18 protein-coding genes and 3 pseudogenes are annotated in these 23,216 nt (G+C 61.4%); 6 read left to right on the top strand and 15 right to left on the bottom strand.

The window, feature by feature from the left end; translation table 11 throughout:
• Positions 1-53: 53 nt before the first annotated feature.
• From METLW3_RS0124120 to METLW3_RS0124100, 5 genes and pseudogenes are all read right to left on the bottom strand, one after another.
• Positions 54-275 (bottom strand): annotated as a pseudogene (locus tag METLW3_RS0124120) (ISAs1 family transposase); the annotation flags it as partial.
• A gap of 27 nt (positions 276-302) precedes the next feature.
• Positions 303-713: a copper-binding protein gene (locus METLW3_RS0124115; RefSeq protein WP_024882275.1), complete on the bottom strand. Its 411-nt coding sequence runs from the start codon at positions 711-713 to the stop codon at positions 303-305.
• A gap of 191 nt (positions 714-904) precedes the next feature.
• On the bottom strand, positions 905-4,093 hold the full coding sequence (locus METLW3_RS0124110) for a CusA/CzcA family heavy metal efflux RND transporter (protein ID WP_024882274.1): 3,189 nt from the start codon (positions 4,091-4,093) through the stop codon (positions 905-907).
• 37 nt (positions 4,094-4,130) lie between these two features.
• Positions 4,131-5,369: an efflux RND transporter periplasmic adaptor subunit gene (locus tag METLW3_RS0124105; protein ID WP_245267508.1), complete on the bottom strand. Its 1,239-nt coding sequence runs from the start codon at positions 5,367-5,369 to the stop codon at positions 4,131-4,133.
• 64 nt (positions 5,370-5,433) lie between these two features.
• On the bottom strand, positions 5,434-6,798 hold the full coding sequence (locus METLW3_RS0124100; RefSeq protein WP_024882272.1) for a TolC family protein: 1,365 nt from the start codon (positions 6,796-6,798) through the stop codon (positions 5,434-5,436).
• A gap of 281 nt (positions 6,799-7,079) precedes the next feature.
• Here METLW3_RS0124100 and METLW3_RS0124095 point away from each other — a divergent pair, with 281 nt between their 5' ends.
• Positions 7,080-7,667, top strand: coding sequence for an outer membrane protein transport protein (locus METLW3_RS0124095; protein ID WP_084484989.1), 588 nt, complete (start codon positions 7,080-7,082; stop codon positions 7,665-7,667).
• A gap of 323 nt (positions 7,668-7,990) precedes the next feature.
• On the opposite strand, the pseudogene METLW3_RS0124090 reads toward METLW3_RS0124095, so the two are convergent.
• Positions 7,991-8,593: pseudogene (locus METLW3_RS0124090) on the bottom strand (IS630 family transposase); the annotation flags it as partial.
• A 67-nt stretch (positions 8,594-8,660) separates the two neighbouring features.
• On the opposite strand from METLW3_RS0124090, the pseudogene METLW3_RS0124085 reads away from it, so the two are divergent.
• The 3 genes and pseudogenes from METLW3_RS0124085 to tnpB (METLW3_RS0124075) form a co-directional block, all read left to right on the top strand.
• Positions 8,661-9,479, top strand: a pseudogene (locus METLW3_RS0124085) (IS110 family transposase); the annotation flags it as partial.
• Between the two features lie 79 nt (positions 9,480-9,558).
• Entirely contained in the window at positions 9,559-10,032 is a 474-nt protein-coding gene (locus METLW3_RS0124080; RefSeq protein ID WP_084484988.1) for a transposase, read from the top strand.
• Entirely contained in the window at positions 10,032-10,277 is a 246-nt protein-coding gene (tnpB, locus tag METLW3_RS0124075; protein ID WP_024882267.1) for an IS66 family insertion sequence element accessory protein TnpB, read from the top strand. Before METLW3_RS0124080 ends, tnpB (METLW3_RS0124075) begins: the two co-directional genes overlap by 1 nt.
• Before the next feature lie 4 nt (positions 10,278-10,281).
• On the opposite strand, the gene METLW3_RS26575 is transcribed toward tnpB (METLW3_RS0124075), so the two are convergent.
• From METLW3_RS26575 to METLW3_RS0124060, 3 genes are read right to left on the bottom strand one after another with little or no spacing between them, the layout of a single operon-like run.
• Complete coding sequence (locus METLW3_RS26575; RefSeq protein ID WP_036310447.1) at positions 10,282-12,366, bottom strand: recombinase family protein; 2,085 nt, start codon at positions 12,364-12,366, stop codon at positions 10,282-10,284.
• Positions 12,363-12,677: a hypothetical protein gene (locus tag METLW3_RS0124065; protein WP_024882266.1), complete on the bottom strand. Its 315-nt coding sequence runs from the start codon at positions 12,675-12,677 to the stop codon at positions 12,363-12,365. The genes METLW3_RS26575 and METLW3_RS0124065 overlap by 4 nt, the downstream gene beginning before the upstream one ends.
• Positions 12,674-13,126 (bottom strand): helix-turn-helix domain-containing protein, encoded by a 453-nt coding sequence (locus tag METLW3_RS0124060; RefSeq protein WP_024882265.1) that lies wholly within the window; start codon positions 13,124-13,126, stop codon positions 12,674-12,676. The genes METLW3_RS0124065 and METLW3_RS0124060 overlap by 4 nt, the downstream gene beginning before the upstream one ends.
• A 503-nt stretch (positions 13,127-13,629) precedes the next feature.
• Between METLW3_RS0124060 and tnpB (METLW3_RS28980) the strand changes: the two genes are divergently transcribed.
• Positions 13,630-13,740: an IS66 family insertion sequence element accessory protein TnpB gene (gene tnpB, locus METLW3_RS28980; RefSeq protein WP_198022904.1), complete on the top strand. Its 111-nt coding sequence runs from the start codon at positions 13,630-13,632 to the stop codon at positions 13,738-13,740.
• Here the strand turns inward: tnpB (METLW3_RS28980) and METLW3_RS0124045 are convergent.
• Positions 13,728-15,809, bottom strand: coding sequence for a recombinase family protein (locus METLW3_RS0124045; protein WP_245267521.1), 2,082 nt, complete (start codon positions 15,807-15,809; stop codon positions 13,728-13,730). The genes tnpB (METLW3_RS28980) and METLW3_RS0124045 overlap by 13 nt on opposite strands.
• A gap of 529 nt (positions 15,810-16,338) precedes the next feature.
• Between METLW3_RS0124045 and METLW3_RS0124040 the strand changes: the two genes are divergently transcribed.
• The gene (locus METLW3_RS0124040) at positions 16,339-17,871 is read left to right on the top strand and encodes an IS66 family transposase (RefSeq protein WP_024882263.1); all 1,533 of its coding nucleotides are present in this window, start codon (positions 16,339-16,341) and stop codon (positions 17,869-17,871) included.
• Between the two features lie 255 nt (positions 17,872-18,126).
• On the opposite strand, the gene METLW3_RS0124035 is transcribed toward METLW3_RS0124040, so the two are convergent.
• From METLW3_RS0124035 to METLW3_RS29390, 5 genes are read right to left on the bottom strand one after another with little or no spacing between them, the layout of a single operon-like run.
• Entirely contained in the window at positions 18,127-18,972 is an 846-nt protein-coding gene (locus tag METLW3_RS0124035; RefSeq protein ID WP_024882262.1) for a F0F1 ATP synthase subunit gamma, read from the bottom strand.
• Positions 18,969-20,501 carry a F0F1 ATP synthase subunit alpha gene (locus METLW3_RS0124030; protein ID WP_024882261.1) on the bottom strand — a complete coding sequence of 511 codons (1,533 nt, stop codon included), beginning with the start codon at positions 20,499-20,501 and terminating at the stop codon, positions 18,969-18,971. The genes METLW3_RS0124035 and METLW3_RS0124030 overlap by 4 nt, the downstream gene beginning before the upstream one ends.
• Positions 20,498-21,241: a hypothetical protein gene (locus METLW3_RS27975; RefSeq protein WP_084484984.1), complete on the bottom strand. Its 744-nt coding sequence runs from the start codon at positions 21,239-21,241 to the stop codon at positions 20,498-20,500. Before METLW3_RS27975 ends, METLW3_RS0124030 begins: the two co-directional genes overlap by 4 nt.
• Positions 21,242-21,243: 2 nt before the next feature.
• Positions 21,244-21,486 (bottom strand): F0F1 ATP synthase subunit C, encoded by a 243-nt coding sequence (locus METLW3_RS0124020; RefSeq protein WP_024882259.1) that lies wholly within the window; start codon positions 21,484-21,486, stop codon positions 21,244-21,246.
• 16 nt (positions 21,487-21,502) lie between these two features.
• Complete coding sequence (locus METLW3_RS29390) at positions 21,503-23,017, bottom strand: F0F1 ATP synthase subunit A (RefSeq protein ID WP_024882258.1); 1,515 nt, start codon at positions 23,015-23,017, stop codon at positions 21,503-21,505.
• Positions 23,018-23,216: the final 199 nt, after the last annotated feature.

Here is a 23,216-nt window from a genome sequence, read left to right as displayed (position 1 = left end):
CATCCCAAAATCCGCCCGAACCCGAAAAATCAATGGGGCCGCAACGGCGCTTACTGATCCTGGTTCATGACGGCGTCGAGCCTCCAGTGTAGCCGACTTTCCACGCCCCAATGCGAACGGACGACCTCGTTGAGACGTTCGGGCGACAGCGGCATGCTGAGCAGGTAATAGGCCGTTTCGCGTGAGGTTTTGCCGTCGCTTTCGCGGATGTGCTCCACCTTGCCCACGGCTTTCACGCCCGACCACCGATGGGTTTCCACCAGCCAGGCGATATCCGATCCTCTTGTTCCATATGGGCCAGATCAACGTCGTCGAACGTCGTCTCGAATTTGCACGATCGTGATCACCCCGCCATCGTCGGCGATTCGAATTAGAACATGATCGCCGACTTCGTATTTGGCGATGTCTGCGATATCCCGCAACAAAAAACTTACTGTCGCAGCAGGCAAATCTACTATTGGAATGGGATCGTGAAAAATCGTCAGCTTCCCTGCGGCGATATCGATCACTTTAATTTCTGCGGCGATCCACTGACGTTCGTCAACTCCGTATTTCTTATATTTCTGGTCTCTCTTGTATTGCTCATATCTTTTTCGTGTCGAGTCGATTCGCTGATACCAGTCTTGCGTCGACATCCCGGCCGTTTGTTGAGCGGTCGCTGAGCTCGTCACCGCGGGCGCGAAGAGCGTCGCCGCCACTGCCACGGCGATCATTCGTAGATATCTCGACATATCCCAACCCCAGCAAGCTTGACGGCCTGTAAATTACTGGTCCTCTCGAAATCTTTCAACAGACGAAATAGGCTAGGTATGGAAATTGCCACGTTCGAACGACCAATCGTCGCCTTCCGACTTACATAACCCAGTTGAGCCCGAGTCATGGGCGTGGGCAGCGCCTATGAGCGTCAATGCTGTCCACCAACTGCATCCGATTCGATTTTTCGTTGAAACTCTGCGTGAGAATGCCGCACTTCGCTCCACCATTTCCAAAGAACATATATGGCGGGATAAATTAACAGCTCAAGAATAAAACTCGTGACGACTCCCCCAACCATCGGGGCGGCGATCCGCTTCATCACATCGGACCCCGTTCCGCCGGACCACATGATCGGCAGCAGGCCCATCAGGATCGCGAGGACTGTCATCATCTTGGGGCGAACACGCTGGACGGCGCCTTCCATGACGGCGCCCTCCAGTTCGCCGATGCTGTTCATCCGGCGCTCCCGCTTCCAGCGTTCGAAGGCCACATCCAAATATAGGAGCATCACCATGCCGGTCTCGGCGTCCACGCCAGCCAAGGCGATGATCCCCACCCAGACAGCCACACTGAGATGATATCCCAACAGCCACAACAGCAGGAACGCGCCGACAAGGGAAAAAGGGACGGCAGTCAGCACGATGAGAACTTTAGGCAGCGACCGAGCGTTCAAGTAGAGCAGCACCGAGATGAGGACCAGCGTGATGGGAATGACGTATTTCAGCCGCTCCCCTGCCCGCTGCATGCCCTCGAACGAACCGCTCCATTCCAGCCTGTAGCCCGGAGGCAATTTCACCATCCCGGCGACCGCCTTGCGGGCATCATTCATGTAGCTGCCAGTGTCCCGCCCCGCCACATCCACATAGACGTAGCCGACGAGCTGCGCCGCTTCGCTCTTGATCAAGGTCGGGCCATCCACGAAACGCAGGTCGGCCAGCTCCTCCAACGGCACTTGAGCCCCCGTCGGCGTAGCGACCAACACCCGCCGCAACTTGCTGAGATCATCGCGCAGTTCGCGCCCATATCGGACGTTCACAGGGAACCGCTGGCGGCCCTCGATCGTCTGCGTGAGATTGGCGCCGCCCACCGCCGCCACAATGACGTCCTGCACGTCCATTACCGATAGCCCATAGCGGGCAATGGCCTCGCGATTGATGTCGAAGTCTAGGTAGTAGCCTTGGCTCACGCGTTCGGCGAAGGCGCTTCGCGTGCCCGGGACTGAGCTTACAGCGTCTTCCACTTGCGAAAGGATCCGCCCTATTTCCGCGAGGTCGGGCCCGAACACTTTGACCCCGATGGGAGTCCGAATGCCAGTGGAGAGCATGTCGATGCGCGCTTTGATCGGCATGGTCCAGGCGTTGGTGAAGCCCGGCATGTTCGTTTTCAGCGCTTGGTTCATTTCGCCGATGAGCTTCTCGGGGGTCATGCCCTTGCGCCACTGGTCCTCGGGCTTGAGGTCGATGACCGTCTCGACCATTTCCAGCGGCGCTGGGTCGGTGGCGCTATTGGCCCGCCCGGCCTTGGCGAAAACGCTCCTCACTTCGGGGAACTCCATCAGGATTTTGTCCTGCTCCTGGATGGTCTGCTTCATCGTCTGGATCGACGACCCCGGCAGAGTCGCGGGCATGTATAGGATCGTTTCCTCCCAGAGCGGCGGCATGAATTCGCTGCCCAGACTGGAGTAGATCGGCACAATGGCGGCAATGGCGAGGGCCGCCACGACGACCATCACGTAACGGAATTTCAACGCCAGCTTGGCGACCGGATGGTAGATCCAAATCAAGAAGCGGTTGATTGGATTTGATTCTTCGGGTGGAAGCCTGCCCCGGATCAGCAGCGCCATGAGAAATGGCGTTACGGAGATCGACAGAAGCGCCGCAAAGAACATGCTGAACGACTTTGTGTAGGCAAGCGGCTTGAAGAGCCGGCCTTCCTGGTCCTGAAGGGCGAACACCGGCAGGAAGCTGACTGTGATGATCAAAAGCGAGAAGAACAGCGAGGGCCCCACCTCCCTGCCGGCTTCGATAACGACTTCCAGGCGCGGGCGACGCTCGTCGGGACGCTTTGTCTGCTCACGCTCGATGTGTTTGTGGGCGTTCTCGATCATCACGATGGCTGCGTCCACCATTGCCCCGATGGCGATGGCGATGCCGCCCAAGCTCATTATGTTGCTCGTAAGCCCGATCCATTGCATCGCCACCAGCGCCATGAGGACCGCTAGGGGCAACGTAATGATCGCGACCAGGGCGCTCCGGAGGTGGAACAAGAACACGAGGCAGACCAGGCTGACGATGAGGCCCTCCTCGATGAGCTTCTCGCGCAGTGTCTCCACCGAGTGCTTGATAAGCTCGGACCGATCATAAGTGACAACCAACTCGACGCCTTCAGGCAGCGACGGCTGGACCGTGTCTTTGATGACCTCCTTGACGCGATTCAAGACCTCGTAGACGCTAACGCCATAGCGGACTACGACAATGCCGCCGGCAACATCGCCCATGCCATTGAGGTCCGCCACTCCCCGGCGGATATCCGGGCCGATCTGGACGAAGCCCAAGTCCCGCACGAGAATGGGCGTCCCGTCGGACTGCGCCCCCACCGCCACGTTCTCGATGTCGGCGGGCTTTTGGATATAGCCTCTGCCGCGCACCATGTATTCTTTGCCAGTGAACTCCAATACACGCCCACCGACCTCTTGGTTGCTTCGGCGAACTTGTTCGACCACCTTATTGATCGGAATATTGTAGGCCAGCAACTTATCGGGGTCGATCGTGACCTGATACTGCTTCACGAGGCCTCCCACGGGGGCCACTTCGGCGACACCTGGAACGGCACGAATTTGGTATTGGACCTGCCAATCCTGCAACGTGCGAAGATCGGCCAACGAGTGTTTCCCAGTCTTATCGATCAGGGCGTATTCCAGCGCCCATCCGACCCCAGTCGCGTCCGGTCCGAGCTTGGGTGAGACGCCTTGCGGCAGCTTGCCGGCCATGCCGCTGAGATATTCCAACACCCTGGTGCGCGCCCAATAGAGGTCGGTTCCATCCTCAAAGATAACATAAACCAAAGACTCGCCATAGAAGCTACTGGCCCGCACCGCTTTGACGTGGGAGGTAGAAAGGAGCTGCGTGACGATGGGATAGGTAATTTGGTCTTCGATGATATTGGGGCTGCGGTCTTCCCATTCGGTGGCGACGATCACCTGCACGTCCGAAAGGTCCGGAAGCGCGTCCAGGGGCGTTTTGAAGACAGCCCATAACCCGCCCCCGAGGATCGCGACGATCAGCAAGAGGACGAGGAAAGCGTTGCGGGCGCTGAATTCGATGATGCGGGCGATCATGGCCTACCCCTTTGAGCCGTGGATTCGGGAGGCGACGTCAATGCCGCATCTTGGAGTGATCGGCGCCGTCCGCCGGCGCGCCCTTCTTGTCCTTTTGCTTCTCGGAGGGCTTTTCGCCGGCGCCTTTTTCATCCGTGCCCATTCCAGGCATGCCGACCATGCCCCCACCGCCGGCTCGCAATCGGCTTTCCGAATCGATGAGGAAGTTCGCAGAAGTGACCACTTCGTCCCCGGCTTTGACCCCTTTGAGAATTTGAAATCGGTCGTCGAACCGCAAGGGGCTGATCTCGACCTGCACCGGCACGAAGCGATCGGCTGAGACGGCGCGAAAGACGATGTCGCGCTCGCCGGTGCGAATGACGGCGGATGTTGGAACGGTCAAGCCACTACCCATGGCGTGGGTAATCAAGACATTAGCAAACATGCCAGGCTTGATCAGTCCGTCGGAATTGGGCACTTCCACGCGAACCTGCACCGATCGGGTCATCTCGTCCACGACTGGGTCGATGAACACGATTTTGCCAGCGAAAGGTCGCGCCGCCAACGACGGCAATGTGACGGTCGCCGGCATCCCGAGCGCAATATGCGGCAATTCATACGCGAAGACCTTGCCCTGCACCCATACTGTCGAAAGGTCGGCAACCACATACAGTTCGCCTTGAGGCATGACATATTGGCCTTCGAACGCCTTCTTTTCTATGATTGTCCCCGAAATCGGGCTGCGCAAGATAAGTGATTTACTCGGCTTGCCCGTCTTCTCCAAAACCTCGATCGTGCTCTTTGGAACGTCCCACAACGCCAACCGTTGGCGAGCGGTGTCGACCACGTTTTGCTGCCCCGACGAGGGCGCGGCCTTGCTGTATTGCAGCGCGACCAAGAACTCCCGCTGCGCCGCAAAGAAGGCGGGGCTATAAATCGAGAGCATCGGATCGCCGGCTTTCACTTTTTGCCCCGTGAAGGAGATGAACAGCTTTTCGACCCAGCCTTCGGTCTTCAGGTGAATATGCGCGAGCTTGGTTTCATCGGGACGCACGATGCCGACGGTGCGTATCGTCATCGTCAATGGCGTCCGCTGAACGACCCCCAGAGTGACCCCGATACGTTGCTGGACCTCGGGAGCAATGCGGACCTCCGCATATCCCGACGGAAGCAGGACGCTTCCGTCGCCGCTCGATTGGGGCATCTTCATTCCCGGCATCGTCTTGTCCGACGTCGAAGTCCGCTCTTCGCCGACGCCCTGCGAGACGCCGTGAAACAGCAGCGCGATCAGCGCCAATCCGATCCGACTTCCGCCTCGCATCGATGACATGCAATTCCCCTGCATTCTTGCCACGGCCACGCTATTGCAGAGAGGCTCCATCAGGCTGCTCCGCTTGGGCAATCTCGGGCTGACCGAGTGTCTCTACGTCTACGCCGGCAAGCGCTTCGAGTTCCGCGAGCCTCTTCTCCCGCTCGATCCTGACTTCGGCGACCATGAGCCGGACCGAGATATATGTCCGCTGACTGTCGATTAGCTCAGCGAAGTTCACCGTCCCCGCCGCATACGCTTGCCGCGAACTGTTGAGCAACTGCTCTACGATCGGAAAGAGCCGCCGACGATAAAAAAACACTTGTCGTTCGGCGTTGCGCATGATGACGAGGTTTGCCACAAAGCTCGCAGCGCGATCGTGCGCGGTTTGCCGCAAGATCGCTTCCGACGACCGCGTCATGCTCTCCGCATCACGAATATTAGCGAGGATCGCGGGCACGGTCGTCGGCAACATTACGAACATTTCCGCAACTCTTTCAATATTGCCAGTAATGCTCCCAGCGGGCACGAAATCTGGCAGGAAGGCCAGCATCGCCACATTGACGGCGTCCTTTCGTCCAGCCACTTGCCGCGCCAACCCGGCGAGTTCCGGGTTCTTGTCGACCCCCGCCTCGATGAGGCGGGCGTCGTCGACGCCTATCGGGCGCGGCGGCGGCAAGGCTCCTGGAAGCGCGAGCGGCGCGCCGGGATCACGGGCGATCATTCCGTTGAGCCTGCTACCCCCAACATGGACTTCGGCTTCCAAATTCCTGAGGTTGTTCTTTGCTTGTTCCCAGTTGGCCTGAGCTTTCAGCATGTCTTGAAGCGGAGCGCCGGCCTGAGCGCGCGCGGCGGCCGACTTCGTCAAGAGTTCGAGGAGCATTACGTTGGCGCGCTCAATACGAACTTTTTCTTCGGCCAGCGCCAAGTCCAAATAAGCGTTGAGGACCTTCCGCTGGAGCTCGAATTTGACTGCGCGAAATTTTTCGCTGGCCTCTCTGGCCGCCTGCAACGCTACTTGTCCGGCAGCCAGCGTTTTAATCGGCAACTGCAAGGTCACCGACGGCATGAATGTGCCGCTCAGCGTTATGCGGTTCCAGGTCTTCATCTGTTCAGGCGAGAACATGTAGCGGAAACCGAACATGAAATTGCTGTTGGGCCACGTCGCTTCCCGGTCGATCCGGGCCAAAGCCGCTTTCCACTCGAAATAGGCCGCCTCTAACTCGCCATTGGCGAGAAATGCGCGGTGCAGAACGTCGCGCCAGGTCGCTCGCGCCGGCAAAATCGGCAGTTCCCGAACCTCCGCCGGCGGTTCGAAGAGTGGCGAAACCGAATCGAGCTTTGCCGCCTCCTCTGGCGTGCCCCATGGGGCGAGCACGCAGCCGGAGAGCCCCAGCGCCATCAACCATGCGATCATGACGGCGGACGGTCGTCTGCTGAGCATCGGGGGGGGCGTCCAGGATGAAAGGCTATGAAGTCTAGTGGAGACTGCACAATAAGCAGGGTCAAAGCAACCCATCCGCTACTAAATCTATGTTTTTCCACTGTCCGGGCGCGGTGCGGCCGTCGGGCACGCCCTTCTCATATTGTTGGAAACGATGGGCGGCGGCGAGACCCACACATCGAAGCCGCAAAACGACAGGAGGTGAATAAGCCTCCGCCGAAGGCCGTCTGGCGATCGGTGCTGACGTCGGCGATATGCGCCAATGCGTCCAGTCGATCTGCATGGGCTTGTTCGCGGAACGCGGCGGCTTCGACATCCCCGCCACCATCACCGCGGGCGTCGCCTTTGACGTGCTGCCAACCTTCACGCTGCTCGCCGACTGGCGGCATATCTTCTATTCTCAGGTCGCCTCGGTCGGCAATTCCTCGCAGCAGCCCTATCTGTTCGGCTTGCCGAATGGACCGGGCTTTGGTTGGCGCGACGTCGACGCGATCAAATTCGGCGCCGAATGGCGGGCGACCCCCAACTGGACCTTCCGCATCGGCTATTCGCATAATAACAACCCCATTCAAGCGCGCGATGTGACGATCAATATTCTCGCGCCGGGCGTCGTGACCGACCATATCAGCGGCGGCCTCAGCTATCGCGTGACGCCGAGTTCGACAATCGATCTCGCGGCGATCGTCTCACCCCGGCACGCCGTCTCCGGCATCGAGGTCACGCCCGCAGGTCCCAATCCGTTCCGCATCATCACCATTCATTTGAGCGAGTTCGAAGTCACGGCCGGCTGGACATACAAATTCGACACCGCGCCAACGCCAGCCGTCGTCGCGAAATACTGACGGTCAGCGTCGAGTCTCCCGATTTGAGTAGGGTCCCTTCAAAAGGGTTCACTTCTGAGCTGCGTCACCCACGAATGGGGCGGCGCCGCTGGGGGGCATCAACAGGAGGAGATGCGATCCGCGCGCGGTCTCAAACGCCCGTGCTCGTTTCTTCGTTCATGTTGATTTCGCCATGGTCGGATCTTCGCGCGGATCGGTCCCGTTAGAATGGCCAACTCGAATGTCCGTCCGAATCGGGCGGAGAAAGGCCATCGAACATGGGGGGCCGAAACGCTGCATGTCCTTGCAGCAACTACTCCGGCGGCGACTAGAGCGGATTCGTCTTAACCCGGCTCATATCCTGAGGCGGCGAAGAAATTTGCGCATTCCGCTGGCGCGAATTCCTTCAGCAATTCGCCGATCCTGTTCCATAGGGCGTCGACGGTCCGCTCGGCGGCTTTGCGGAGCAGAGCTTTGAGCTTGGAGAAGGCCTTCTCGATCGGATTGAAGTCTGGGCTGTAGGGCGGAAGATAGAGCAGCGTCGCACCGACCGCTTCGATGGCCTTGCGCACGCCGACTCCCTTGTGGCTCCCCAGATTGTCCATCACGACAACGTCGCCCGGCGAGAGCGTCGGAACCAGGACCTGATCGACATAGGCCTGGAACCATTGACCGTTGATCGGGCCATCGAGAACCATCGGCGCCGTCATTCCGGTCAGGCGCAGGCCGGCGACGAATGTCGTCGTCTTCCAATGCCCATGCGGAACGCCGGCGCGCAGCCGCTCGCCTTTCGGCGCGCGCCCGTTCTTGCGCGCCATATTGGTCGTCGTCCAGGTCTCGTCGATGAAGACGAGCTTTTCGGGATCGAGATCGAGCTGGCTGTCGAACCAGGCTTCGCGCCGCTCTTTCACATCCTCCCGATCCTGCTCGCTCGCATGGGCGGTCTTTTATGGAATGGCCCGCCCCTCCTTCCGGCGTAGTAGGCTCGCCGGAGATAGAACGGAGGGATTGGTCATGAAGACGAAGGTTTCCGTGCTCGGGGTCGACATCGGCAAGAATATTTGCAGTCTCGTTGGCCTCGACGCGGCCGGGACGGTGGTCATGCGGCGGCGGGCGACGCGGGAGACGCTGATCGGCTTGGCGGCGAAGCTGCCGGCCTGTGTCGTCGCGATGGAGGCGTGCTGCGGCGCTCATCATCTGGGGCGCGTCTTCGCGGCTCATGGCCACGAGGTTCGGCTGATGTCGCCCGAATATGTTCGCCCTTATGTGAAAGCGCAGAAGAACGACGATCGCGACGCCGAAGGGATCGCCGAGGCGGCGACGCGGCCGACCATGCGCTTTGTGGAACTGAAGACCCAGGATCAGCTCGACATCCAGACGTTGCATCGGTCTCGCGACCGACTGGTCGGCGAGCGGACGGCGCTGATCAACCAACTGCGGGCGATCCTCCTGGAGCGCGGCATCGTCGTTCCCAAAGGTAAACGTCATCTCGAGGGTTATCTCGCCGTCCTGCTGGACGAAGGGGGCGGACACACTCTGAGCGATCGGATGCACAGGCTCGTCGACGACGCTCGTACGCAATGGCGTGAGCTGGACAAGCGTATCGCCGCCTTCGATGCGGAGTTCACGGCTTTCGCCAAAGAGAGCGAGGACGCCCGGCGACTGGCGACAATACCGGGCGTCGGCGCGCTGATCGCTTCAGCCTTGCTGGCGGCGATCGGAAAAGCCGAGACTTTCGAGCATGGTCGCGATCTTGCCGCTTGGCTCGGCCTGGTCCCACGTCAGGCGACGACGGGCGGCAAGCCGAAATTGCTCGGGATCAGCAAGCGCGGCGTAAGCGTGATCTGACGACCGCCTACCGGGACTCATTTGGAGTGGGTTAGGTGTCCACCATCGAACAGGTGGACACCAAATGTCGGCGGCGAAGAATGGCGGCACACGGCGCACGTGGAGCCTCGAGGAACGGCAGCGGATTGTCGCGGAGGCGTTGGCGCCTGGTGCGTCCGTAGCGGCGGTTGCGCGGCGGCACGGATTGAACGCCAATCTGATTTTCAAATGGCTGCGGCGTTCGCGCGAAGGCTGGCTGGATCGCCGGTGTGCGCCGGCGAAAGAGACGGCGGCCGCGAGAATGTCGCCGGAGCTGACCGCACAGACCTTCGTTCCGGTCGAGTTGCTGGCGTTGAAATCGGCTCCGGTGCTCCCGGCTCTTGCGCCGTCGTCGGCGCCGGTCGCGAGGATGGCCGCCACGCCGGCGCGGGGGGCGCGCAAGAGCGTGCGGCGCGGCGCTATGGAAGTCAGCCTGCCGAATGGCGCGCGCTTGTCGCTCGACGCGGATGTGGACACGGAAGCTCTGCGCCGCGTGTTGTCTGCGCTGGGCGATCTTTGATGCTTCAGTTCGCGCCCGGGATGAAGGTCTATCTGGCGCTGAAGCCCGTCGACATGCGGCGCGGCTTCGACGGACTCGCCGCCGACGTGGCGCAGGTTCTGCGCAACGATCCTTTTTCTGGCGCGGCCTTCGTGTTCCGCAGCAAGCGCGGCGACTACGTGAAGATTTTGACCTGGGACGGGTCGGGCCTGTGTCTTTTCGCCAACGATCTGCATTCATACTACACCTCTTCCAGCTTCAGCTGATCGTTTATGCCGCGCTGGCGTTTTGTGCGCGGGCAGCGGCTCGGTCAACGAGACGGTTCCATCGGCTGCATTGTTTTTGCGGTAAGTCTTTGTCGGGAATTTCGTAGAGGCAATAGTGCCCGTTGTAGGAATGCCCGGTGACGAGGCCATGTTTGACCCAGCTCGTGAGGGTGGTCTCGTGGATATTCAGACGCGCCGCGGCTTCCTTCTTGGTCAGCATTCCCCGCTCTCTCAGTCGATCGTAGCGGGGACGCAGTTTGTATTCGTGAACGAGATAGGCAACCCGTTTGGGGGTGAAGCGGGCGTCGTGGCGCCCTCGGCGCGCAGCCTCGCCCGGGCGATATCCTTGCTGGTTGAGGAGTTCGGCGATCTCGGAATAGACGTGGTCGTCGAGCAGCTTGTCGACCAGTTCGACGATGCCGGGCTGTGTCTTGACCTGCTGGGCGGACGATTTCGGGCTCGAGGTCGTGAGCGTCTGGATTTTGCCGCCCTTGAACCGAACATGAACCTTGGTGGTTCCTTCCGCCTGTAGCTTGACGAGGGTGACGTCTTCGATGACGTGGGCGAGCAGCCGCTTGCGTTCTCGGTTTGGGGTATCGGGATCGGCCCAAAGCTTCTTGAAGTCCACCGTCATGGCGATGAGCCGCTCATGGATGGCGTCGTCAAGAACGAATTGATCGTGCTCCAGGGCGCGCTGGCGCTCCTCGCGGGCGTTGGCCAATATGCGGAGTTTGTCGTTCCACTCGCCTTCGAGCGTGTCGGCGACGAGGCGATTGTTGGGGTCGACCAGCATGAAGCGGCGCTGAGCGAGATCGGCTTCGGTTTGGGCGCGCTCGATCGCACGGCAACGCAACCGGTCGGCTTCCTCATGACGCGCCTGAATCTCCCTGCGCACTTCGAGCGCCAGTTCGACGGCCAACGGCGTCATCTCGTCGGCAATCAGCATGCCGACAGCTTGATCGACGGGAGGTCCGGCGATCGACTGGCACGAGGGTTCGCCGCGATAGTTGTGGGGGCGATCGCAAACATACCACGCCTCCTGTCGGCCGCGCCGGGCAGCATAGCGGACGCTAAAATGCCCGCCGCATCGACCACAGATGGCCCGTCCTTGCAGCAGCGCCGGGCCTTCTCTCGGAATTGACGTTCGCGCCGCGTCATAGCCATGGCCGTTCGCCTTGAGAACCTTCAAGTTCTCCTGGTGCCGCTCCCAACTGATATAGCCGGGATGGGCGCCGGGAATGCGGGCCAGCCAATCGTCATCGTCTCTGGCGCGCACGGTTTTCTTGCCCTCGATCGTGCGCCGGAACTGTCGTCGGCCATAGGTGTAGGCGCCGGCGTAGCGCGGATTGGTTAGGACGCGCATCGCCGTGGAAGCCGTCAGTGGCCGAAAGACCGTCTCGCTGTTGTGCAGGCGCGAGGGGAATAGAAGACCTTCCTTGCGAAAGGTCTTGACGGTCTGGGACGCGGAGCCGACGCGCGAGAAGGTCTCGAAGAAATGAGCGATCGTCTCCCTGACCTGGAGGTCCGGATCCAGCGCCACGTTGCCGGAGAGGTCATAGACCAGCCCGGTCGGCAGCGGGCAGCGGAACTCGCCACGCTTCGCCTTGTTGAGGATACCGCCGCGCAGCCTCGCCTTGATGACATGGAGTTCGGCTTCGCTCATCGTACCCTTCAAACCCAACAAAAGCCTGTCGTTGAAGCTGGCCGGATCGTAGACGCCATCCTCGTCGAGGATCAGGGTGTCGGCAAGGGCGCAGATCTCCAGCAGGCGCTGCCAATCGGCGTTGTTGCGCGCCAGACGGGAGACTTCCAGGCCCATCACGATTCCGGCGCGTCCCAGGCCGACATCGCTGACCAGCCGCTGGAATCCCTCGCGCCAAGCCGCCGATGCGCCGGACTCGCCCTGATCGTTGTCGATGACGATGATCTGCTCGTCGCGCCAACCCAGGGCGACAGCGCGTCCGCGCAGCGCATATTGCCGCTTGGCGCTCTCGGCATTCTCGACGACTTGCCGCATCGACGACTGGCGGATGTAGAGGTAAGCGCCGCGTTCGAGATGGTGACGCTGAACTTTGATCTGTGCGTTCATGGGAATATCCCCTCATGTAAGCCAGCGTGGTTTGTGCCGGCGGCGATTGTCGCGAGCACATGAACGACGGCGCCGTACCCGCCCGGCCTCGATGAGACGAACGGGCGCCGGTCGATCGGTTCTGGAGTGGGGTCTGCCGCCGCCGTCAGCGCCTTCGCCCATCCCCACATGCCACGGCGCAGAAACAGCATGAGGCCGCTGCGGGCCATGAGCGGCAGCGCTTCGCCGAGAGCGGCGGCGCGCAGCACCTCGTAATCGGACGCAAGAGCCGACGACGGGATCGAACAAGTCGAGGTCGCGGCGATGTTCACCGGCCCGTTTTTTTTAACGCCCGCTCGATCGTTCTCGGATGAAGCTCGACATTGAGTTCGTTGCGGACCAGCGTGGCGAGCTCCCGGGCGCGAACAGGTTCGCCAGGAACCAGTCGCGCCCTCAGGAAGACCATGATGTCGTCGTCGAGCTTGTGGGGACCGCGGGGGCCTGGCTTGGCCTGGACCAAGCCGGCAATCCCGGCGGTGTCGAAGTTCGCCTTGGCCTGATAGTAGGTCGGCCTGGAGACGCCGTATTCGTCGGCAGCCTCCGTGATCGACAGCTTGTCGACGGAGACGCGGCGCAGCATCTCGTATTTGACCTGCACGGCGTCGTGCGGATCGAAGAACTCGCCGCCGCGGAACTTCGGATCGCGCACCTTGTCCGGGGTGGGATTGAATGTGCCCTCCTCGATGAGGGCGTCCCTCTTCGATCGCTTGCTGTCGGGCATCGCTGGCGCCGGGCGCATGATTCGATATTGACGTAAATATATTTACGCCGCCATCTGAACCAGCGTCAAGACTGCACCTACCATTTTCCGCCGGCTTATGTTCGATGTTGCGCAGGTTTTTGTCCATGAGAATCACGTTCGGGGAAGGGTTGCGGCGCAATCTGCTTTACAATAGCGGCATAATTGCCTTTACATACCGCTTCGTGGCCGCCTCGCTGATTTGCCACTGAGGCGGCTAACCAGATCGGCAAGCTCCAGGAAATCGGAAACCCGCAAAAGCGATCGCCCATGACCCATGACGACGTCCGGGTCGGGGCTCGCAACATCAGTCCATCCCGGGGGGACCGACCAAACGGCGCCGTTGCGATCTTGCAGCAAAAGCCGTTCGCCATATCGGTTGTAGCGCCTGCCGACGCACGGCAGTTGCTGCGCAAACAGAGGATGAAACGGATGCGTCACCCGCACTAACTGCTGAGCTGTGCTTGGGGCGGCTGCATTTTCCGGTGAGTTACAAGCGTCTCGAGGATGGCGAGTTCCGTTGGCCGAAGATCGAGGACGGCGTGATGCGCTTGTCGGCGGCGCAATTTTCGGCGCTGCTCGATCACCCATGTTGATGCCCCTCCTGGTCAGGCTGACAGATTCTGAGATCGAGGCTGCCGATCGTGTGGTATCGGAGATCTCGAACTCCCTTCAGGACGTCCTCGGTGTCGCTGAAAATATACGCGCCGTTGGGCTGTCGATCGACCATCAGCCGCTGTTTTCGGATTTGCACATAGAGCCAGTTCACGGGGATGCTCAGCTTGGCGGCCAGTTCCGGCGCGGACAGAACTTCCCTGCCATGGGTCCATCGCGTGCGTGGGCGTCGCAGCTCGACATTCGCGGCGAGCCGGATCTTCTGCACAGTGACGGAGAGGACCTTGTCCTCGCAGGTTGGCGAGCGATGCCCTTCGTTTGTGAGAACGGCGGCGATCGCGTCATCGTTCAGGCCCTCGCGCGCCAAGACGAGAGCACGCTGGCGCATTTCTTCGCCGCGCGCGAGCTTGGATAGGGAGCTGACCCTCATTTTGACCTCGAGGCGGGTTACGGCCCCGCCGCGCCAGACGATGCGGACGATCGCGATATCGTGTTCGCCGCGGTCGAGGATGACCTTGTCGATGAGACATCGCAACAGCGCCTTTCGGCGGGTGTCGGAAGTGGCCGGGTCGTCCCAAATTTGCGGCAAACGTCCCGCGAGGTTGATGACTTTGCCTTCCAGCGATTTGCCGATCCCGAGCTGCGCGCCGCTCTGAGGCGAAGCTTGCCGGGCGAACGCCTCCTCAGCCACCCGAACTTCGTTCAGCGCCGCTTCCCAGCGGCGTTCGAGTTCGGCGGCGACGAGACGATTGTCCGGGTCCACCCGATTGAACTGCCGCTCGGCCAGTGTGGCCTCGTATCGCTTTCGTTCGAGCTGGCGCTCGGCGCTCGTCCGCAGCGCAGCATCGACCTGTGATCGCGCGCGGCGCGCCTTCGACAAGGCGTCGAGCTCCGCCGGCGCCAGAGCGGTCAGGAATGCGTCGGCGACGGCGGCGTCGATCGGCGTCGCCCGAACATGTTGGCAGGCCGGCATGCCTTCGTTGGAGCGGAGATGATTGCAGGCATATTCGCCGCCGCTCTTGTAGCGGACGTACATCTTGTATCCGCAACGCGCACACCAAGCGATCCCATGCAGCAGGAGATCGCCGTCGCGAGGCGCGCCTCTGGTTTTGATGCGCATGTATTCGGCTCGGTTGTCCTTCAGGGCGGCGTTGATTTTTTCATAGGTTGGCCAATCGATGTAGGCGGGATATCGGTCCTTCACGACGATACGCCATTCATCCACAGGCTGCGACGCCTTCAACTTCGGTGCGCCTTCACGGCCCGCTCGCATCCGCGTCCGTCCATAGACGAAGGCGCCCGCATAAGCGGGGTTCTTCAGAATCGACGTCACGGACGAGACCGTCGCCCGCGCCCAGCAGAAATTGCCGCGCCTGTCGCGACGCGGCAGATCGAGACCTCGCTCGTTGAGCATGCGCATGACCTTGGCGGCGGCGCCCAGCTTCAGAAACAACTCGAACACCAGCCCGAGACGTTCTTGAACCGATATATCGGGATCTTTGACGACGGCGCCCGTCGGATCGCGCATCAAACCGACCGGCAGATTGAGCGCGAGCTCGCCACGCTCGGCCTTTGCGAGCAGGCCGGCAGTGAGCCGACTGCGAATGGTATGAAGCTCGAGTTCCGATATGGTCCCTTTCAGGCCGAGCAGCAGACGACCATTGGCGCTGCCGGGATCATAGACGCCGTCCCGATCGGCGATGAGGCAGCCGCGCAGGCCGCAGATATCCAGGAGCGGATACCAGTCCGAACAATTGCGCGCGAGACGGGTCACGTCGATCGACAGGATCAGCCCAACCTCGCTGAGCCCGACTCGACCCACGAGTTCCTTGAACCCGCTGCGTTTGACGGCGGACGCTCCACTGAGGCCGAGGTCGGCGTCGATCACGTCGATGTCGGCTTCATGCCATCCGAGCTCGCGAGCGCGCTGGCGGAGGGCGTATTGCAGCCTCAAGCTTTCTTGATTGCTCACCACCTGATGAGGCGTCGACTGACGGATATAGACGACGGCCTTGCGCGCCAAGTGGGTCGGCTTGACCAGTTCGGACATCATGGGAGAGCTCCGCCAGAACTGCCGCGACGTCGTCGACGACTTGGCGGCGCAGAGCGTATGGCAACGTCGCCCAAAGATCCTTCGGATCCATGTTCATGGCCTTCGAGACATTCGGCGACTGAAATAAGTTCGCGAAGCGCCTCTATGCTCAGCTTAGTCTGATTCGTCTCTCCTTCATAGGGCTCAGTTACAGCTATAGGGATCAGTAGACTGCCGCCTTTTCGATATTCGACTTCATACGACGGCGACACAACGCTGCCAGGACATCTGGCGCGCCCGACGACGCGGAAGGATCGCCCATAGAGTGGATGGCGCGGATCATGAACCTGTACGACCTCGACCAATGATTCATCAGACTGCTCAGAGGGGATATTCCTGAACCCCTTCGTTCGAAGGGCTCGACTGGCGGCGCGTGCGCGCGGCGAAAGAGACGCCGGCGCCGGCGGCGCCCGGATAAGCCGCGACACAGTGAATCAGGGAGTCGAAGATGATCGAAAACTGCCGGAAAATATGATCTCCTGCGGGTATGGCGCAGGCAGTCGAAAAGCTTCCCGACGATCCGAACGAGCTGAAGGCGATGCTTCTCGCCGAACGCGCGCGCAACGAGCGCCTCGTTCAGATCATCAAGGAGATGCAACGACACCGCTTCGGGCGCAGCGCCGAGACGCTTCCCGAAGACCAGATGCTGCTCGCGCTCGAAGAGGTCGAGCAGGCAGAGGCTGGCGCGGCGGCGGAAGTGGAGGCCGGCTCTGCGCCGGAACGTGAGAAGGCGGCCAAGAAGCGCCGCACGAACCGGGGCGCGCTGCCCGCACATCTGCCGCGCATCGAGACCGTCGTCGATATCGAAGACAAGTTTTGCCCCTGCTGCAAAGGCGCGCTCCACCGGATCGGCGAGGATGTCTCCGAGCGTCTGGACATCGTGCCGGCGCAGTTCCGCGTGCTGGTGACGCGGCGTCCCAAATACGCCTGCCGCGCCTGCGAGGGCGCCGTGGTCCAGGCGCCGGCCCCAGCGCGGCTGATCGAAGGCGGTCTGCCGACCGAGGCGACCGTCGCCCATGTGCTGGTCTCCAAATATGCAGATCATCTGCCGCTCTATCGTCAGGCGCAAATCTACGCCCGGCAGGGGATCGCGCTCGATCGCTCGACGCTCGCCGACTGGGTCGGCCGCGCCGCCTGGCATTTGCGGCCCGTGCATGAGCGCCTTCTGGAACACATCAGATCGTCGACGAAAATCTTTGCCGACGAAACGAGGGCGCCGGTGCTCGACCCCGGGCGTGGACGCACCAAGAACGGTCAGCTTTGGGCTTATGTGAGAGACGATCGGCCATCGTGCGGCTCGGATCCGCCGATCGCCGTCTACGTCTATGCGCAAAACCGTAAATCCGAGCAGCCGCTCGCGCATCTTGCCGGCTTCGCCGGCGTCGTGCAGGTCGATGGCTACGCTGGCTATCGTGCGCTGGCGCAGAAGAACAGCGTGGCGCTCGCCTTCTGTTGGGCGCATGTCCGCAGGCGCTTTTACGAACTCGCCGCCGCCGGCCCAGCGCCAATCGCCAGCGAGGCGCTCGAACGTATCGGCGCGCTCTACGCGGTCGAAAGCGAAATCCGCGGGCGAAGCTCCGACCAGCGTCGTGATGCGCGACAGGAAAAATCTCGTCCCATCCTCGACGCGCTCGAGCCCTGGCTGCGAGAAAAGCTCGCGCTGATCAGCCAGAAGACCAAGCTCGCCGAGGCGATCCGCTACGCGTTGTCACGCTGGGACGGACTGACGCGTTTCATCGACGATGGGCGCATCGAGATCGACTCCAATGTCGTCGAGCGCGCGATCCGGCCGATCGCTCTCAATCGTAAAAACGCTCTCTTCGCCGGATCAGACGGCGGGGCCGAGAACTGGGCGATTGTCGCCTCGCTCATCGAGACATGTAAGCTCAATGGCGTCGATCCGCAGGCATACATGCCTGACGTTCTCACGAAGATCGTCGACGGCCATCTCGCGAGCAAACTCGATGAACTCATGCCGTGGGCCTACGCCGCGCCCGCTGCGCCGAAAGACGTGGCCTGAAAACAGCGCTTACCCCTCTCCGTCATCCACATGACGTAAGGAATCAGGCCCTCGCCGATTCGGGAATCCCGTTTTGAATCGGAAAATGACGAACCCGCTCTAGGGGATCGCCGCTGCTTGGCCTGTCGTCAGAACCGGAGAACATCCGGCGCGAAAGCTTCTGTTCTGAGCTTGAATCAGGCACTTGAATTCTATTGCTTTGTTCTTGGTTCATGGCGCTGGAAAAGCGATCCGCCGGGGAGGAGGATCGCAAGTTCAACCGTTGGTCAGAGCCTCGGCGCCGGTAATGAGGTCGATGAGTTCTGTTGTGATCTCCAATTGGCGCGCTTGGCGGGCTTCCTGGTAGAGTTCCTCCAACTTCTTCGACACATTGTCGTGCGCGGATCCCATGGCGGCGAAGCGCGCTGCATTTTCGCTTGCGATCGACTCGACCACTGCTTCGGTCAGGAGTGCGAACACATATTCCGCCATCAGCTTCTCGTGGAGTGGAATAGGTTCCAAGGTGTGAAGCGGCGGCTGGCGTGGTTGCTTGGCGGAGAGCAAGACGACATCGAGCGGCAATAGGAGACGTCGTTCAATTGCGGGGGCGCTCCCTTGGCGGTAACGGGCGAACATCACTTCGACGCGCGAAAGAGCGCCGAGGGCAATCCCGCGATACAGCTCATTCAACAATGGGCGGATCGTTCCAGGCGCGCCAGCGCATCGGCTCGCAGTCGGATGCGTCCAGGCTGGCCGTTGTAAACGTTCGGATGCAAGCGCAGCGCCCCGGCTGCCGAGCACGAGCAAGGCGTCCTCCGGTCCGAGCCAGGCCTTAGCGTCGGCAATAAGACGTTCGTTGAAGCCGCCAACAAAGCCATGTTCGGAGGTGCAGAGGACAAGCGCCCGCCTCCCGCGCGCTGCCGGCCTCGGCGCCGGCTCCCTCATGAGGAGCAGGGTGCTGGCGAGTGCCGCTTCCACTGCCTCAGCATAGCGACGGACGCCGGGGAGCGCGCGCTGTGCCTCTTGCACGCGCATGCCGGAGAGTGAGCGCATGGCGCCGATAATGTCGCGCAATTCGCCTATGCTGTCGATCTTGGCCTGGATGTCGGCAAGGCGGGTCATGGCGGCGCGCTTGGTGGTCCAAGAGAGTGGGCCAGCAATTCGAGCGATGCCTTGATACGCGAACGGAGATCCTCTCGCAGCACCTCTGCCCGGTCGTCGAGTGCTGCAGCCTCGGGACAGTGCTCGGCCAGCCAGGAACCGAGGTTGGTTCGGAAAGTTCCTACTCGCTCCAGCGGTAGCCCGTCGAGGATGCCTTCGCTCAGCGCCAATAATAGCGCTACCTGCTCGCCGAGCGGCAGGGGAGCAAACTGCTGCTGGCTGAGGACCGCGCGTATGCGCCGACCGTGCTCAATCACTTTGTGTGTGCGTTCGTCGACCATGCTGCCGAAACGAGTGAACATTTCAAGTTCGAGAAACTGAGCATATTCGAGTCGCAGGCTTTCGGACAAGCTCTTAAGTACCGCTGCCTGCGTCTTCCCGCCGACACGCGACACGCTCTTCCCAACGTCGACAGCTGGCTTCTGGTCTTCGTAGAAAAGGCGCGGATCGAGATAAATCTGGCCATCCGTTATCGAAATCAAGTTAGTCGGAATATAGGCGCTGATATTGCCGGCCTGGGTCTCGGCGATTGGCAGCGCCGTCAGTGATCCCCCGCCAAGCTCGGGCGCCAGGCGCGCCGCCCGCTCCAGCAACCGCGAGTGAATGTAGAAAATGTCGCCAGGGTAGGCTTCACGTCCCGGCGGCCGGCGTAGCAGGAGCGACACTTGACGATAGACAGCTGCGTGCTTGGTGAGATCGTCGATCACGAGGAGCACGTCCCTGCCGCGTGCCATGAAATACTCGGCCATGGCGCAGGCGGCATAGGGCGTCAGCCACTGCAATCCTGGCGCTGCGTCGGCTTCACCTATGACGAACAGACAGCGATCCGGAGCGCCGTATCGGCGTACCGCTTCGACCACTTGTGAGACTGACGACGCTTTTTGCCCGACTGCGGCGTAAACGCATATGACATCGCTCGAACGCTGGTTGATGATGGTGTCAACCGCGATCGCGGTCTTTCCGGTTGCACGATCGCCGATAATCAGTTCGCGCTGCCCGCGGCCGAGTGGAATCATAGCATCGACCACCAGGAGTCCGGTCGCCAGCGGCCGCGCGACGAGTGCGCGATCGATGATTGCCGGCGCAGGCTGCTCGACCGGCGCGAAGGCCTCGGCTGCAACCGGACTTCCACCGTCCAATGGCGCGCCGAGCGCGTCGACGACGCGGCCCAGCAAGGCCTCACCGACGGGAATGCGCGCAACTTGTCCTGTACCACGAACGAGGCTTCCGGAGGAAATAGTGCTGGCGTCGCCCAGTAGCACGCACCCGATCGTATGCTCGCCGAGATCGACCGCCAAGCCGTGAATGCCGCCTTCGAACACGAGCAGTTCATCGAGCCGTGTTTCGGGCAAGCCGATCACCGTCGCCACGCCGTCCCCGATCTCGACGACTCGGCCGATCTGTTCGATCTGAGGTTCGAGCGCAAAGGCAATCAAGCGATTCCGACTGTGGTCGAGCGACCTGCGAAGATCCTCCGCGAGCGTGGTCATGGGGCGTCGACCTCTGCGCGCGCCGTCGCAAGCGCACTTTGCCATGAGAAACGCAAGACGGCGCTGGGGAAATGCAATTCTGCGCCCGCGACAAGGCCTGGGTCCACATCGAAGGCAATGGCGATGAGGTCGCCCAGGGATCGATGAAGGCGGGTGCGCCAAGTTTCGGCCGTTTCCAATGCGAGCGGCAATGCCGTTACCACCTCGAGGACAGAGCCATCTTCGAGCTGCCGAGCAAGCGCTTCGATCTCGGTTCTAGGAAGGGCGGCAAGATATTGCTCGATCCGTTCGAGCCAAGCTTCCGTGCGCAGCTTTGCCGGCGCCTCGGCGAGCAGGCGACCCGCGAAAGCGACACCCAAATCCAGACACAGTTTTCGTGCTTCCGCAAGTGCTTTATCCCGCTCTACGGCAAGCGTCTTGCGCGCGCCGTCGAGGAGCGCCGCGGCTTCGCGGTCCGCCAGAGCGCGCCGCTCCCTAGCCAATCCTTCTGCTTGCGCCGTCGCAGCCTGGAGCGCGATCTCACGCTCGTTGACGATGCCTGTGCGTTCGGCTTGGACGGCTGCGAGCAGTTCTTTCGCTTTGGCGTCGGCCGCGCGGGCGTCGGCGTATTGCATTTCGATCTCAGCATGGCGCGCATCGAGCATACGTAGCACCGGCGTGTACAGGAAGCGCTGCATCAGCCACACGAGCACGGCGAAGTTGACTGTCTGCAGCGCGAGAGTCCACCAGTCGAAGCGCATGATCAGCCCGCATACGGATTGGCGAAAAGCAGCAGGAGCGCCACGACTAAGCAGTAGATCGCCATAGTTTCGATCATGGCGAGACCGACGAAGAGGGTGCGCGAAATGGTTCCGGCCGCCTCCGGCTGGCGAGCGATCGCGTCCATGGCGGCGGCGACGGCCCGGCCCTCCGCCAGCGCCGGCCCAATCGCGCCGGCCGAGACGGCGATCACCGCGCCGATGATGCTGATGAGCTTCGGTTCCATGAAATCTCCTTTAGCCTTAGCCTTGTTCGATGCTGCCGATAGCGGCGCCGATGAAGACCGTCGAGAGCACGGTAAAAATATAAGCCTGGACGAGGCCAACCAGAACCTCGAGAGCCATAAGCGGGATCGGAACGAAGAGCCCCGCCAGCGCCACGACGAGAGCGATGGTGAATTCTCCGCTCATGACGTTGCCGAAGAGGCGCACCATGAGCGAGAACGTCCGCGTCACTTGCGAAACGATGTTGAGCGGCAGCATGATCAGTTTCGGCTTCGCGAAGCTCGCGAGATAACCCAGGGGGCCTTGTGTGCGCACGCCGAAATAATGCACCGAGACGAACACGACTAGCGCCAACGCGGCCGGCGTCTCGAGCTTGCTCGTCGGCGCCTCGGCCCCCGGTAGAAGCCCCGAGAGATTAGCCGTCGCAAGGAAGATGAACAGCGTGCCGAGCAGCGGGAGGAATGGCCGCGGGTCCGTTCGGATGACGTCCTCGATCTGCCCCATAATGCCCGTCACGACAACTTCGAGCACAGCTCCTCGTCGATCGGCGCGCTGTCGAAGCCGGCGCGTCCCGAGCCACGAGAAGATTGTCAAGACGAGCATTATGGCCCATGTCGTCACGACAGGCTGGGTAATGGAGACCGGGCCCACACTGAATAGAACGGTGCTCGCGAGAGGTGAGGGCCGTTCCTGTCGACCCCCAGGCGGCGTCGCCGGGGGCCTAGGAGGGGACGTCGGAGCCGCAGGGGGTGCGGCGCCCTTGGCGATGAGTTCATCCACGTCCTCGAGGGCTTTCTTTGCCGAGGTGAGATTCGGATCGAGCTTTAACGCGGCTTCGAGGTCCTGCTTCGCGCGCTCGATATCCTGTTTGCCGCGATAGGCGCTGGCTCGGCCGAGGAGCGCTTCCGCGAGCCGGGGGGCGCGCTCGACGACAATAGTGTAATCGGCAATAGCCTGATCGAAATCATCTCTCGCCAGATGGAGAGCGGCGCGGTCGAGTCGGAAGGAGACCGACTCCGGATCGAGTTCGACGGCTTCGTCAAAATCGGCCAAAGCCTTGTCGAGATCGCTCTTATCGCGATAAGCCTTGGCGCGACCACTGTACGCCGCCGCGACTTTCGGATCGACCTGCAGGCCCTTGTCATAATCCGCGATGGCGCGGTCGAGATCTCCCCTTGCCTGGTGGATCGAAGCGCGATCTAAAAGTGCGGAAGCCGATTTCGGGGCCAGTTGCAGCGCCTTATCGAGATCGGCGATGGCGCGATCGAAGTCGCCCTTGACCCGATAGGCGCCGCTCCGACTAATGAACGCCGCGATCCGACTGCGTTTGGTTTCCCGATTTCCACGAGCGATGATTTCCGTACAACCGGTAATCCGCGTAACGGCGTCTGCGGCGCGACATCTTGTCCAGCGATCACTCTCGGCGAAGGCCGTCGCACCGAGCGAAACGCAAAAGAGTCCCGCGACCGTCAACCGGGCGACGAAGCACCTCTCGGATTTAGCCGGAGAGGAAAAGATCGAATGGCGAGCCATACGTAGCCGTAGTTCCTGATAGGATGATCGAAGCTGTGTTCTTCGGCAATTGGAGCGAGCAGCCGAATTCCCACGCCCCGCCGTTGGCAGCTCATCCTTGCTTCTTTTGGCTCCCCGCACAAGCCTAAGCCCTACGGCAAGCGGTGCGTCATTCCTGGAATGTTCGCTAAGGTCAGAATACAGCTCTTTTCGGCCGAGA

It is taken from the genome of Methylosinus sp. LW3 (assembly GCF_000527115.1).
GTDB lineage: Bacteria > Pseudomonadota > Alphaproteobacteria > Rhizobiales > Beijerinckiaceae > Methylosinus.
Note: the sequence above shows the minus strand (reverse complement) of the source record. Positions and strands in the feature narration are given on the sequence as shown.